Annotated in this window: 15 protein-coding genes; 8 read left to right on the top strand and 7 right to left on the bottom strand. The window is 67.8% G+C overall.

Features of this window, described 5'->3' with window-relative positions:
• Window positions 1–2: 2 nt before the first annotated feature.
• Window positions 3–320: an AzlD domain-containing protein gene (locus JK358_RS29825; protein ID WP_201954213.1), complete on the bottom strand. Its 318-nt coding sequence runs from the start codon at window positions 318–320 to the stop codon at window positions 3–5.
• A complete protein-coding gene (locus tag JK358_RS29820; protein ID WP_201954210.1) occupies window positions 317–1054 on the bottom strand; it encodes an AzlC family ABC transporter permease in 738 nt (245 codons plus the stop codon). The genes JK358_RS29825 and JK358_RS29820 overlap by 4 nt, the downstream gene beginning before the upstream one ends.
• Window positions 1055–1509: 455 nt before the next feature.
• Between JK358_RS29820 and JK358_RS29815 the strand changes: the two genes are divergently transcribed.
• Complete coding sequence (locus JK358_RS29815) at window positions 1510–2088, top strand: helix-turn-helix domain-containing protein (protein WP_201954208.1); 579 nt, start codon at window positions 1510–1512, stop codon at window positions 2086–2088.
• A gap of 69 nt (window positions 2089–2157) precedes the next feature.
• On the opposite strand, the gene JK358_RS29810 is transcribed toward JK358_RS29815, so the two are convergent.
• On the bottom strand, window positions 2158–2871 hold the full coding sequence (locus tag JK358_RS29810) for an HNH endonuclease (protein WP_201954439.1): 714 nt from the start codon (window positions 2869–2871) through the stop codon (window positions 2158–2160).
• A gap of 205 nt (window positions 2872–3076) precedes the next feature.
• Between JK358_RS29810 and JK358_RS29805 the strand changes: the two genes are divergently transcribed.
• From JK358_RS29805 to JK358_RS29785, 5 genes are all read left to right on the top strand, one after another.
• The gene (locus JK358_RS29805; RefSeq protein WP_201954206.1) at window positions 3077–3493 is read left to right on the top strand and encodes a globin; all 417 of its coding nucleotides are present in this window, start codon (window positions 3077–3079) and stop codon (window positions 3491–3493) included.
• A gap of 133 nt (window positions 3494–3626) precedes the next feature.
• Window positions 3627–5228 carry a glycoside hydrolase family 13 protein gene (locus JK358_RS29800; RefSeq protein WP_201954204.1) on the top strand — a complete coding sequence of 534 codons (1602 nt, stop codon included), beginning with the start codon at window positions 3627–3629 and terminating at the stop codon, window positions 5226–5228.
• Window positions 5229–5305: 77 nt separating this feature from the next.
• Complete coding sequence (ctaJ, locus tag JK358_RS29795) at window positions 5306–5587, top strand: aa3-type cytochrome oxidase subunit CtaJ (protein WP_201954202.1); 282 nt, start codon at window positions 5306–5308, stop codon at window positions 5585–5587.
• The gene (locus JK358_RS29790; protein ID WP_307817797.1) at window positions 5574–6041 is read left to right on the top strand and encodes a DUF5130 domain-containing protein; all 468 of its coding nucleotides are present in this window, start codon (window positions 5574–5576) and stop codon (window positions 6039–6041) included. The genes ctaJ and JK358_RS29790 overlap by 14 nt, the downstream gene beginning before the upstream one ends.
• Window positions 6042–6370: 329 nt before the next feature.
• On the top strand, window positions 6371–6757 hold the full coding sequence (locus tag JK358_RS29785) for a helix-turn-helix domain-containing protein (RefSeq protein ID WP_201954200.1): 387 nt from the start codon (window positions 6371–6373) through the stop codon (window positions 6755–6757).
• Between the two features lie 90 nt (window positions 6758–6847).
• Here the strand turns inward: JK358_RS29785 and JK358_RS29780 are convergent, their stop codons facing one another.
• The 3 genes from JK358_RS29780 to pepN form a co-directional block, all read right to left on the bottom strand.
• Window positions 6848–7441 (bottom strand): ClpP family protease, encoded by a 594-nt coding sequence (locus JK358_RS29780; RefSeq protein ID WP_201954198.1) that lies wholly within the window; start codon window positions 7439–7441, stop codon window positions 6848–6850.
• Window positions 7438–8043 (bottom strand): ClpP family protease, encoded by a 606-nt coding sequence (locus tag JK358_RS29775; protein ID WP_201954196.1) that lies wholly within the window; start codon window positions 8041–8043, stop codon window positions 7438–7440. Before JK358_RS29775 ends, JK358_RS29780 begins: the two co-directional genes overlap by 4 nt.
• A 147-nt stretch (window positions 8044–8190) precedes the next feature.
• Entirely contained in the window at window positions 8191–10779 is a 2589-nt protein-coding gene (pepN, locus tag JK358_RS29770; RefSeq protein ID WP_201954194.1) for an aminopeptidase N, read from the bottom strand.
• Between the two features lie 141 nt (window positions 10780–10920).
• Here pepN and JK358_RS29765 point away from each other — a divergent pair, with 141 nt between their 5' ends.
• Window positions 10921–11745, top strand: coding sequence for a phosphoribosylaminoimidazolesuccinocarboxamide synthase (locus tag JK358_RS29765; RefSeq protein ID WP_232852106.1), 825 nt, complete (start codon window positions 10921–10923; stop codon window positions 11743–11745).
• Here the strand turns inward: JK358_RS29765 and JK358_RS29760 are convergent.
• Window positions 11742–12431, bottom strand: coding sequence for an NAD(P)H oxidoreductase (locus tag JK358_RS29760; RefSeq protein ID WP_201954190.1), 690 nt, complete (start codon window positions 12429–12431; stop codon window positions 11742–11744). The genes JK358_RS29765 and JK358_RS29760 overlap by 4 nt on opposite strands.
• A gap of 119 nt (window positions 12432–12550) precedes the next feature.
• Between JK358_RS29760 and JK358_RS29755 the strand changes: the two genes are divergently transcribed.
• A complete protein-coding gene (locus tag JK358_RS29755; RefSeq protein ID WP_201954188.1) occupies window positions 12551–13477 on the top strand; it encodes an AraC family transcriptional regulator in 927 nt (308 codons plus the stop codon).
• Window positions 13478–13495 lie beyond the last annotated feature (18 nt).

Raw genomic sequence — 13495 nt, 5'->3', positions numbered from 1 at the left:
TGTCAGTGGACGCCGAGTAGCCGGAGCCCCGCCGTGGTAACGGCGGCCGCGAGCAGGACCACGAGGATCGGCGCGCGCCGCCAGGCCAGCACGGCCGCGACGAGAACGCCTGCGGGAAGCGCGAATCCGAAGTCCGAGCCGCCCGACGGCACCAGCGTGGTGACCACCAGCGCCGTCAGCAGCACGACCGACGAGATCTCCAGCAGTTTGATCGCGCGCGGCGACACGGTGACGCGGCTGCGCAGCACCGGTCCCGCGAAACGGAATGCGAAGGTGCCCAACGCCAGTGCGAGAGTGCCGTACAGCAGGGCCTTGGTCATCCGGCGGCCTTGACTACGGTTTCCGTTGCGGCGGCGTCGTGTTCGTCGGCGCGAGAGCTCTCGCCGGTGTCCGCGCGGCGGACGACCAGCAGGACGGCGGTCAGCGCCAGCAGCACCGGGACTCCCGGACCGACGAACGGGGCCGAGATCGCGGCGACGGCCGCCCCGGCCAGGGCGGCCGTGCGGGTGACGGGGTCGCGCAGCGCGGGCAGGACCAGGGTGAGCAGGACGGCGGGGAAGACCGCGTCCAGGCCGAAGGCATTGGGATCGGGCACGACCGAGCCCAGCGCCGCGCCGATGACCGCGCCGAGCGGCCAGGCCGCCATGACGCCGAGTCCGCACAGCCAGTAGGCCGCGCGGCGGCGTTCGCGGTCGGGCTGGGACATGGCCAGGGCCACCGATTCGTCGTTCATGACGTGGGTTCCGAGCAGGCGACGCCAGCCGGACCCGATCACATCGGGGACCGAGAGCCCATAGGGGAGGTGCCGCGCATTGACCAGCAACCCGGCCATGACAGCCGCGATCAAGCCGCCACCCGCGGTGACGATGCCGATGAACACGAACTCGGACCCGCCCGCGAGCACGGCCACACTCAGCAGCACGGGCAGCCAGGCGGGCAGACCGGCCGTCACCGCCGTAGCGCCGTAGGACACGCCGATCATGGCGACTGCCAGGCAGATCGCCCCGATACCGGTCAGCACACCCCGATCCAGTGTTCGCCATATCGAACGCATGTCGTCTATATTGAACGATAGGAGCTCGCCCGTCAAAGGGTCTTCCGCACCGCGTGCCGCACACACCCGCGGCGCTGGCCGATGCCATCCACGCGGCCCGCGCGAACGCACGAGCGAACTTCCAGCAGACCCTGCGAGCCGCGTTTCGCAGCGCAGTCGCCCAGAGACACAACCCGTTCGCCGACGGCGATGACGGCTGCCCGAGCTCGCAGCCACCGTCCTCGGGTGCGGCGAACCTTTCTCGGCGGTGCGGCGCTCGCCCGTTCGGCGGCCCGGCGGATCGCCTCCGCCGAAGCCTGTCGACATCGTTGCGCGTCGCGGTGACTTCGGCGGGCATGGCGGTGGTCGTTGGAGTGAATTCGGGTCGGCCTGTGGGCAGAACTGGGAAGTCGCCGCGACTGACCGTGGACGTCGGCGGCGTTCCGGGCGTGGGCGCGGTAGCGTCTGTGGCGATTATGACTGCTGACGACAACACCCAGAGCGTGGCTCCGACGCCGCAGGAGCACATCGCCGCCGCGCTGCGGCGGGAGCGGGCGCGTGCCGGGCTATCGCTCAGTGAAGTGGCCAAGCGGGCGGGGATCGCGAAATCCACCCTGTCGCAATTGGAGTCGGGGACGGGGAATCCGAGCGTCGAGACGCTGTGGGCGTTGTGCGTGGCGCTCGGGATCCAGTTCGCGCAGCTCTTCGAGTTGCCGCGGCCTCGGGTGCAGGTGATTCGGGCGGGGGAGGGGACGGTGGTGTTCTCGGAGCACGCGGATTACCGGTCGATTCTGCTGTCGGCCGCGCCGCCGAATGTGCGGCGGGACTTCTATCGGATCACGGCCGAGCCGGGGGAGCCGCGGCGATCGGAGCCGCACATGTCCGGTGTGATGGAGCATGTGGTGCTCGGCGCGGGGCGGGCGCGCGTCGGGCTCATCGAGGCTCCCGAGGAGCTCGGGCCGGGCGACTACGTCTCGTATCCGGGGGATCTGCCGCATGTGTTCGAGGCCCTGGAACCGGGAACCTGGGCCACCATGGTGCTCGAATCCTCCTGAGCCACACCTGTTTTCGAACAACACACAGGGCGACCTCGGCTGCCGATCCGAGGTCGCCGGGCGGGAGCGTCAGGCCGCGCCCTCACCGAGATACTGCAACCACATCGGATCCAATTCGGAGCTGGCCGAGAGCAGCCGCCAGTGCGGACCTTTGGGGGATTCGAGCGGGTGATGCAGGATCCAGCCCAGCTCGCTGAGCAGTTTGTCGGCCTTGCGGTGATTGCACGGCGCACAGGACGCGACGCAGTTCTCCCAGGAGTGCGCGCCGCCGCGACTACGCGGAATCACATGGTCGATGGTTTCGGCCTTACCGCCGCAGTAGGCGCACCGGAAACGATCACGATGCATGAGGGCGGCGCGGGTCATGGGCACGCGAGCGCGGTAGGGGACACGCACATAGTTGCGCAGCCGGATGACCGAGGGAAGCGCCACCGAGGTGCCCGCGGAATGGACGACCGGGCCTTCGGGATTGTCGTGAACGGTATCGGCCTTGTCGCAGATCAGCAGCACGATGGCGCGGCGCGCGGACAGGGCGGTGAGAGGCTCGTACGTGGCGTTGAGCAGCAGGACGCGACGTTTGGACCAGGTGGAGCCGGGGGGAGGTTCGGGCGGTCGGTGCGCGTGGTCGTGATGCGCACCCGGGTAGGAATGGTCGGTCAAGACATGCAGCGGAGTAGCCCCCGACCCACGATTGTGGACGTCGGCGGGCTGGAGTTGTCGATGCGTGCGCGCCTCGTGTTGCGCTATCGGGTGACCATGGCGGCCGCCGTGCCGTTGCTTCATGCGCATACCCCGGTTTCGTATCGGTCCGATGGTGTGGTATCTCGGCAGACTGCCACCCAGTTGACCATGGAACGCGCCACTTTGCGAGGTGATTTCACACATTGTCGGGCACATTCGTATGAACGGGACATGACGGTTTGATTCGTGCCCGATTCGGGGGTGCGAACGACCCCGGAACGGGCCGGAAATCCCGGCAGTGGGCACAATGGGAGCTGTGACTTCGGGTGAGCAGCAGACTGCGACTTCCTTCTACGAGGCCGTCGGCGGGGCCGATACCTTCGACCGGCTGGTGGCCGCGTTCTACCGCGAGGTGAAGGATGACGAGGTGCTGCGCCCGCTCTACCCCGAGGAGGATCTCGGCCCGGCCGAGCGCCGGCTACGCATGTTCCTCGAGCAGTACTGGGGCGGCCCGCGCACCTACTCCGACGAGCGCGGCCATCCGCGGCTGCGCATGCGCCACCATCCGTTCAAGGTCGGCCCGATCGAGCGCGACGCCTGGATGCGCGCCATGCGGATAGCGGTCGCCGAGATCGAACCCGAGGTGCTCGACGACCAGCACCGCAAGCAGCTGCTCGACTACTTCGAGATGGCGGCGAATTCGCTCATGAACTCGCCGTTCTGAGTTTCCCGCGCTGAAGTTGTTAGCCCCCACAGCGTTTCCGGTTCAACGAACCGTCAACTGATCATTTGCTGAAACTGGACAAGTGTCGCCGACGGGCCCGCACGAACCGGTCGGCTGTGGCACCGTTACCGCTGTGACAGACACATTCGCCGGGGGCGGGGCCGCACCCGAACAGGTTGCGCCATGGTGGCGATCCGCGGTGTTCTACCAGGTCTATCCGCGCTCGTTCGCCGACTCGAACGGTGACGGCGTCGGCGACCTGGGCGGACTGCGCGACAAACTGGGCTACCTGGAACTGCTGGGCGTGGACGCGCTGTGGATCTGCCCGATCATGCGCTCGCCCATGGCCGATGGCGGCTACGACGTCTCCGACCCGCGCGATATCGATCCGCTGTTCGGGTCGCTCGAGCTCATGGACGAGCTGATCGCCGAGGCGCACGACCGGCGCATGCGGGTCACCATGGATCTGGTGCCCAATCACAGCAGTGACCAGCACCCGTGGTTTCAGGCGGCGCTGGCGGCCGGGCCGGGCAGTCCGGAACGTGCCCGCTACCTCTTCCGCGACGGCCGCGGGCCGGATGGCGGTGCGCCGCCGAACAATTGGCCCAGCATTTTCGGCGGACCGGCCTGGACGCGGATCCGCGAGGCCGACGGGCGGCCGGGGCAGTGGTACCTGCATCTCTTCGCGCCCGAGCAACCCGATCTGAACTGGGAGAACCCGGAGGTCGCCGCCGATTTCGAGCAGACCATGCGGTTCTGGTTGCAGCGTGGCGTGGACGGTTTCCGTATCGATGTCGCGCACGGCATGGCCAAGCCGCCGGGGCTGCCCGATATGGAAACCGTCGACACCCGCATGCTCGCGCACGAGGACAGCGATCCGCGGTTCAACAATCCCGGTGTGCACCGGATTCATCGCGGCATCCGCAGGATCATGGACGAGTACCCGCACGCGGTGGCCATCGGCGAGGTGTGGGTCAACGACAACAATCGGTTCGGTGAGTATGTGCGGCCAGATGAGCTACATCTGGCGTTCAATTTCCGATTAGCCGAGACGCCCTTCGCTCCGGACAGCATCCGCGCGGCCGTCGACAATTCGCTGCGCGCGGTCACCATGGTCGGGGCCAGCCCCACCTGGACGCTGTCGAATCACGATATCGCGCGCGAGGTCACCCGTTACGGCGGCGGCGCGGTCGGGCAGGCGCGGGCGCGGGCCATGATGATGCTGGAGATGGCGCTGCCCGGGGCCGTATTCGTCTACAACGGCGCGGAATTGGGGCTGCCGAATGTGGACGATCTACCCGACGAGGTGCTGCAGGATCCGGCGTGGGCGCGCTCCGGGCACGTCGAGCGCGGGCGCGACGGCTGCCGGGTGCCGCTGCCGTGGGAGGGCGAGCGGTCGCCGTTCGGGTTCACCACCGGGCGGCCGTGGCTGCCGATTCCGGCGCAGTGGGCGCAGTTGACGGTGGAGAGGCAGCTCGAGCGCCTGGACTCCATGCTGTCGCTGTACCGGATGGCCATCGAATTGCGTGCGGTGCGGCCTGAATTCGCAGGTCCGGGGCTGGAATGGTACGGCTCGCCGCCGGGCTGCCTGGCCTTCCGCCGGGCGGGGGGATTGCTCTGTGTGCTGAATGCCACCGATTCGCCAATTGTGCTGCCCGCCGGAGAGGTTCTGCTCTCCAGCGCTCCCATTACTGCTAGAAAACTTCCGGCAAACTCAACAGCATGGCTGGTGTGAAGCGGTTTGTAACGACACGTGCACGGGTGCGGTTACCAGTCGGCGTGGACGGTTCGCGCATCCATTACCGTTGAGCCGTGAGCATTCTCCAGACAGTGCTGATCTACGTCGGCATCCCGCTTGCGATCTATCTGGTGATCGCCGGATTGTCGTTCCTCGGCAAGCCTCTTCCCGGCAAGAAGCCGGAACACTTCGAACTCGGCGCACAGTGGACGCAGCCGCCGGTGCTGTGGAGCGCGACCGACGAGGTGACCGGTGCCGGGCACCACGACGCCCATGGCGCGTCGCATGGCAATCATGCAGCTATTGACTCCGCCGAGGCGGACCTGATCGGAGGCCGGGCAAGTGGCAAGTTCTAATTGGCCCGCGGTGAACGAAGCCGACCTACCGCACGGCTACGCCATCACCACCAGCGGACGCGTCTCCGGCGTGCACGAGGCCGGCGACTACTTCGCCGAGGTGCCGTTCACCGATCACGAGCGCCTGCTCATGGACAACGCCCTCACCGATGCCACCCGCGCCACCAAGGTGCGCTTCAACATCTTCATCGGCGACCTCGGCGGGGACCCGTCGCACGGCGTGGACGCGATCTTCCCCTCCACCCCGGAGGCCGCGCGTTCCGTGCTCATCGCCGTCGACCCCAACGCCAAGGCCGTCGAGGTCCGCTCCGGGCGTGACGTCGCCGAACGCGCCAACGACCGCGTTTGCCAGCTCGGCGCCACCGCCGCCCTCAGCTCCTTCCGCCAGGGCGACCTGATCGACGGACTCGTCTCCGCCGTCCGCGTCATGGCCGCGGCCATCGGGCGCGTGTAACCCGGAACTCTCGGGAAGACTCTCAGGGGCGTTGCCCCTGAACCCCAAGGGAGGCTTGGGGGCGATGCCCCCAAACCCCCAGCGGCGGTTCGCCAGCTGCGGCGTGATCCGTGCGATCCCGACGGCAGCCCTCCCGAACCCCAACGGGTGTTCGCCAGCTGCGGCGTGATCCGTGCGATCCCGACGGCAGCCCTCCCGAACCCCAACGGGTGTTCGCCAGCTGCGGCGTGATCCTTGCGATCCCGACGGCAGCCTCTGCCGACTCCAGCGGGGTTCGCCCTGAGCGTAAGAGCACGCGGATCGCGGGCGGGCCACTCTAGGCTCGGGATATGTCCGAGCAGCCGCGCTTTCGTTCGATTCCCGGTGGACGCGACGATCGGCCGCACACCCCGCAGCGGGAGGCGGTCCGCGAGCCGCTGTGGCGCGAGGTGCTCGGCGAGCGGCTGCGCGCCATGCGGCAGGAGCAGGGGGAGAAGCTCACCGAAACGGCTGGGCGGGCCGGGATTTCGCCGCAGTACCTGTCCGAGGTCGAGCGCGGGCGCAAGGAGCCGTCCAGCGAGATGATCGCCGCGTTGGCGGGTGCGCTCGGCACCACGCTCGGCGGGCTCACCCAGCAGGTCGTGGATGATCTGCATCGCCGTCGCCTCGCCGCGACGCTCGTCCGGCCCGCAGCGCCGCGTCACAGCACCGGAAACGTGGTGCTGCTCGCTGCTTGAGCGGAGACACGCACATGCCGCGCTCGGCCGCTGACATGAATGCGCGGTCCCGCGGCCGGTGAGCGTTCACTGGGCGCGGGACCGCCGCCATCATGCCGACCGTGGTCCGAGGACCTGGTCGATCAGGCCGTATTCCAGTGCGGTCTGCGCGGTGAAGACCCGGTCGCGGTCGGTGTCGCGATGCAGTGTCTCCTGCGACTGGCCCGTGTGCGAGGACAGGATGCTCTCGATTTCGCCGCGCATACGGACCAGTTCGTCGGCCTCCAGCAGCAGATCGGGGATGGTGCCCTGACCCCGGGTCGCGGGCTGGTGCAGGACAATTCGGGCATGGGGGAGCATGGAGCGCCGCCCCTTCTCCCCACCGGCCAGCAGCACCGCGCCCACCGCCATCGCCTGACCCACGCATGTGGTCGCCACCGGCGACTGGATGTGCTGCATGGTGTCGTAGATGGCCAGCATGCCGGGCAGCTCCCCGCCCTCGCAGTTGATGTAGAGGTTGATCTCCTGCCCCGGGCTGTCCGCTTCCAGGTGCAGCATCTGCGCGATCAACGCATTCGCCACACCCGAATCGATGGGGGTGCCCAGGTACACGATCCGCTCGCTCAGCAGATGCGAGTAGACGTCCATGATCCGCTCGCCGCGCGGATTCTGCGCGATCACATTGGGGATGGTGTAGCTGCTCATGCCGAGATTCCCATCTTCTGCTTCTGCGGGACGACCTGCCAGAACGAGTCCACGATCCCGTCGATGAACCCGTACTCGCGCGCCTGCGTCGCCGTGAACCAGCGATCGTGCAGCGAGTCCTCATAGATCTGGTCGTAGGGCTGCCCGGTGTCCGACGCGATCAGCCCCAGCACCGTCTGCACGGTGTGCCGCAGATCATCGGCCTGCACCTCGACCTCGCCCGCACTGCCGCCGATCCCCGCCGACCCCTGATGCATCAGAATCCGGGCATGCGGCAGCGCGAACCGCTTCCCCGGCTCCCCGGCCGACAACAGGAACTGCCCGGCGCTGCAAGCCAATCCGAGCGCCAGCGTCGACACCTCACACGGCACCAACCGCATCACATCCCGAATGGCCAGCATCGACGGTACCGACCCGCCCGGCGAATGAATCCACAGTGAGATCCCCGCCTCCGGATTCTCGGCAGCCAACGACAGGATCTGCGTCATCAGCAACGTCCCGTTGTCATCGTCCAGCGGCCCGTCCAGAACCAGGACCCGCCGCCCGAAAAGCTGTTCCCTTGTGCGCCAATTGAACATCGGCGTCTTGCTGTCCTGTGCCATGAATCCACCGTGCCCCAGCGGCACCCCGGATTGCGCGCCACGCTGCTGTGAGCAGATCCGCCCACAGCAGCGTGCCCGGGAACCGTCGGGTTCGCACAGCACACAGCCCCTCTCGCGCCGTGCGAAAGGGGCTGTGTCAGAACGGTTTTACTGCTGGTCGAAGGCGCGGGCGCGCAGCGAGCGCTCGATGCCCGCCTTGCCTTCGACGACGAGGCGGCGGAGGGCGGGCGGGTGGTCTTCGGAGAGGAACTTGTCCGCTACCGCTACCGCTTCGTCGGTGATGGCCCAGTGGGGGTAGAGGCCGACGACGACGGTTTGGGCTACCTCGCTGGAGCGGCGGTCCCAGACGCCCGCTACCTCGGAGAAGTAGCGTTCGACATAGGGGGCGAGCAGGTCTGATTGGCCTGCGGGGGCGAAGCCGGTGACGATGGCTCGGGCGGTGATGTTGGGGACCGAGTCGTCGCCCATGGTGGTGGCCCAGGCGATTTCCTTGACGGCGGGCTGGGGGCGGGCCGCGCCGGCGGCGGCGGCCTGGCGGCGGCCGGCGGCGGTGGGGTCGCGCTCCAATTCGCTGTCGATGACCGGGGTTTCGGGGCCGTCGGCGTCGATTTCACCGGCCGCCGCCAGGGCCTGGACCAGACGCCAGCGCAGGTCGGTGTCGACGGTCAGGCCGGGCAGGCCCACGGTGGACGGGTCGGCGTCCAGCAGTTGGCGCAGGACCTCGGTGTGGGTCGAGGACAGGCGGGCACCGGTCAGGGCGTTGACGAAGGCCAGCTGGTGGTCCGAGCCGGGTTCGGCGGCGCGGGCCAGTTCCAGGAGGCGGTCGGCGAACTCCGGCCAGCCGGTCCGGTCGGCCCAGGCGGGGTCGGCGTAGGCGGAGATCGCGGTGTGGGCCTGCATCAGGAGGCGTTGCACCACACCGATTTCCGTTTCCGCGCCGACGCCGCGCTGGACGAGGGCCACGAAGTCGCGGGCCTTCAGTTCGGCCTGGCGGGTCATCTCCCAGGCCGCGGACCAGCACAGGGTGCGGGGGAGCGGTTCGGCGATATCGGCGATGCGATCCACCACGGTGGCAAGGGATTCCGGGTCCAGGCGCAGCGAGCAGTAGGTGAGGTCGTCGTCGTTGACGAGGACCAGCTTGCCCGCGTCGACGCCTGCGAGTTCCGGCACCTCGGTGCGCTCGGCGGGGTTGACGTCGAGCTCGACGCGCTTGGTGCGCACCAGCTTTCCGTCCTGATCGTCGTAGACGCCGATGGCGACGCGGTGCACGCGGCGTTCACCGGCACCGGGCTCCGCGCCCTCCTGGACGACGGTGAACAACGTGAACTTGCCGTCCTCGACCTGGAAGTCGGGGCGCAGGATGTTCAGGCCCGTGGTCTTGAGCCACTGGGCTCCCCAGTCGGACAGGTCGCGGCCCGACGCCTTCTCCAGCGCGCCCACCAGATCATCGAAAGTGGCGTTGCCGTAGGCGTGTTCGGTGAAGTAGTCGCGCAGGCCCGCCAGGAACGGTTCCAGGCCGACATACGCCACCAGCTGCTTCAACACGGAAGCGCCCTTGGCGTAGGTGATTCCGTCGAAGTTCACCTCGACGGCGTGCAGGTCGGGGATGTCCGCGGCGATCGGGTGCGTGGAGGGCAGCTGGTCCTGCCGGTAGGCCCAGGATTTCTCCACGTTCGCGAACGTGGTCCAGGCATTGGTGTATTCGGTCGCGCCGACCTGGCACAGCACCGAGGCGAAGGTGGCGAAGGATTCGTTCAGCCACAGGTCGTCCCACCACTTCATGGTGACGAGGTCGCCGAACCACATGTGCGCCATCTCGTGCAGCACGGTTTCGCAGCGGCGCTCGTAGGACGCCCGAGTCACCTTGGAGCGGAAGACATAGTCCTCGAGGAAGGTGACCGCGCCCGCGTTCTCCATGGCCCCCGCGTTGAATTCGGGCACGAACAGCTGGTCGTATTTGCCGAAGGCGTACGGCACACCGAAATTGGTGTGGTAGAAGTCGAAACCCTGCTTGGTTTCGGTGAAAAGCCGTTCGCTGTCCATGAATTCGGCCAGCGAGGCGCGGCAGTAGATGCCGAGCGGGATCTCACCGTGCGAATCCCGGTAGGAGTCGGTCCATTTCGCGTACGGTCCGGCGATGAGCGCCACCAGGTAGGTGCTCATGCGCGGCGTGGTGGCGAAGGTGTGCTCGACCACCGTGCCGATCTTGCGCGAACCGGTCACCGCGCCGTTGGAGATGACCTCCCAGTCCTCCGGGGCGGTCACGATCACGTCGTAGGTTGCCTTGAGGTCGGGCTGATCGAAGCAGGCGAACATCCGCTTGGCATCGGCGGTTTCGAACTGCGAGTACAGGTAGACCTTGTTGTCGGTCGGGTCCACGAAGCGGTGCAGACCCTCACCGGTGTGCGAGTACTCGCAGTCGGCCTCGACCACGAGCGTGTTGTGCTCGGCCAGCCCGGTGAGCGTGATGCCCTCGGACTCGTCGTAGCCGCTCACATCGATCGGGCTGCCGTTGAGCACCGCCGAGCGCACGCCCGCGCCGACGATGTCGATGAAGGTCTCCGCGCCCGGTGTCGCCGTGAACGTCACCGTCGACTTCGAATGGAAATGCTCACTCCGCGCGGCCTCGGCATTGGTGGGCTGCCCCGTCAGATCCAATTCGACGCGATAGTTCTCCACCTGAACCGTCGCGGCGCGTTCGATCGCCTGCTCGCGGGTGAGATTCGGTGCGGACAAGGGGGCTCCTTCGCTCTCGGAGTGCAGTGCCGTGCGGTAACGCCGTTCCCAACAATGCCACGGTCCCGGCCCCGGCGTGGCCGTGCCGGGCGTCTCGGTAAGGTTGTCCCGCGAGAGTCTCGCCCCGATCGAGGAGGACAGTTGAAGCACATCCACGCCGGTAAGGTGCGCGACCTGTACGAGGACGGCGACGAGCTGATCCTGGTCGCGTCCGACCGGGTGTCGGTGTACGACGTGGTGCTGCCCACTCCGATCCCGGACAAGGGCGCGATGCTCACCCAGCTGTCCAACTGGTGGTTCGACTTCTTCGCCGATGTGCCCAACCACCTGATCTCCACCACCGATGTGCCCGCCGAATTCGCGGGGCGCGCGGTGCGGGCCAAGAAGCTGAGCATGGTGAAGGTGGAGTGCATTGCCCGCGGCTACCTCACCGGCTCGGGGCTCAAGGAGTACCAGCGCACCGGCGCGGTCTCCGGTATCGCGCTGCCGCCCGGACTGGTCGAGGGCGACAAGCTGCCCGAGCCCATCTTCACGCCCACCACCAAGGCCGATGAGGGCCACGACGAATTCATCACCTTCGACGAGGTGGTGAACCAGGAGGGCAAGGAGGTCGCCGAGAAGCTGCGCGACCTGACCCTCGAGGTGTACTCGCGCGGCGCCGAGCACGCGGCCGCGCGCGGGGTGATCATCGCCGACACCAAACTCGAATGGGGTTGGGACGGTGACGTTCTCACCCTCGCCGACGAGGTGCTGACCTCCGACTCCTCGCGCTTCTGGCCCGCCGCGGAGTACCAGCCGGGGCGCGTACAGCCGTCCTTCGACAAGCAGTACGTCCGCGACTGGTCCACCTCCACCGGCTGGAACAAGGAGTACCCGGGCCCGGAGATCCCGGCCGAGGTCGTCGAGGTCACGCGTCAGAAGTACATGCAGGCTTACGAACTCGTCACCGGCAAGGCCTGGGCCTAGGCCGGGACGCGGTCGGCGGCGAGGAACTCCTCGACGAAACCGGCTGCCTTGCGGTCGAATTCGACGTAGTGGTCGTCGCGCTCGATGCCGCTGATGGCGTCGCCGATGTTCAGATTGCCGGCGGCGTCCAGACGCTGTGGGCGCTCCTCGGCATCGGGGAGCAGGCCGACCATCGAGTGCGAGAAGCCGCAGTAGTAGGCGATCCCGGCATTGAGCTGACCGTCCAGGGCCTCCTGCATGGCGGGGAGTGCGGCGTCGTCCCCGGCGATGCCGCCCAGGCCCAGCCACAACATGCGCTTACCGGCCAGTCGCGGCTTGCTGCGACCGTAGGCGAAGCCGTAGTTCCAGACGCGGTCGATCCAGCCCTTGAGGACGGCGGGCACGCTCATCCAGTAGACGGGGAATACCGCCACGACGATGTCGGCGGCGAGAACGCGCTGCATATGGGCCTGCGCCTCGTCGGAGTAGGGCTTCTCGCGATTGCCCCAGTCGGGCTGATCCTCGATGTTCATGCGCGGGTCGAAGCCCTCGGCGTGCAGGTCGAGGAAGTCGATGCGGTAGCCGGCGGCCTCGAGTTGCGCCACGGTGCGGCGGCCGATGTGCGCGGTGAGCGAATCGGTGCGGTGGTGCGCGACCACGACCAGGGCGGTGCGCTGGCTTTCGGTCTGAACTCCGTTGTGCGACATGGGGTTTCTCCTTCGGGGTGGTGCGGTGCAAGCGGTGTGTCTCCAGTACACCCGTGATCCTGTGGACGATCCATGGGAGAGAAGCTCCGATGGATAGGAATTCGTCTACAGTGGACGGCATGGATCCCCTGAGCTCACTCCTGAGCGGAATCCGCGCCGAAGGTTCGGTGGTCAGCAACGCCGTCCTCACCGCGCCCTGGAGCATCCGCTTCGCCGACCGCGCCCCCATGACCATGGTGACCGTGCTGCACGGCGGCGGAACGCTGATACTGCCGGGGCACAACGGCATTCGCCTCACCCGCGGCGACACCGTCATCGTGCGCGGGCCCGAACCCTTCCATCTCGCGGATGAACCCGAGTCGCTGGGCACACCGCACGCCGAATACGAGATCGCCTGCTTCACAGAGGATCCCGAGTGCTACGCCGAGAACCTCGGCGGCATCTCCTGGGGCAACGACGCCGACGGCGCCACCGCCCTGCTCGTCGGCGCCTACCAGACCACCGGCCGTCGCCACGAACGCCTGCTGCGCGCTCTGCCGCCCGTCGTCATGGTGCGCGAAGACGAAGACGCCTGCGCCTGGATGGAATCCGTGGCCCTCGAAGCCGCCACCCAGACCGCGGGCTCCCAGGCCATGGTCGACCGGCTCCTGGACTGGGCGCTGGTATGCCACCTGCGCACCTGGTTCGATCAGGCCGGAAACGCCGCTCCCGGCTGGTTCCGCGGCCTGGCCGACCCGGTGGTCGCCCCCGCCCTGGAAGCCATCCACAACCGCCCCGGTTCGAGCTGGACCGTCGCCTCCCTGGCGGCGGAGTCAGGCGTCTCCCGCGCCCTGTTCGCCAAGCGCTTCGCCGCCGTCATGCAGCAGCCCCCGCTCACCTACCTCACCGAATTCCGCATGGAGGAGGCGCAGGAACTGCTGACCCAAACCGACTACACCATCGCCCAGATCGCCAAATCGGTCGGCTATGCCGACCCCTTCGGTTTCAGCGCCGCCTTCAAACGCCATCGAGGCATGAGCCCCACGGCTTTTCGCGCCGCCGCCTGATCAGTTCTGGCACACCGG

Source organism: Nocardia acididurans (genome assembly GCF_016741815.1).
GTDB lineage: Bacteria > Actinomycetota > Actinomycetes > Mycobacteriales > Mycobacteriaceae > Nocardia > Nocardia acididurans.
This window is presented reverse-complemented; position numbering and strand designations above follow the sequence as displayed.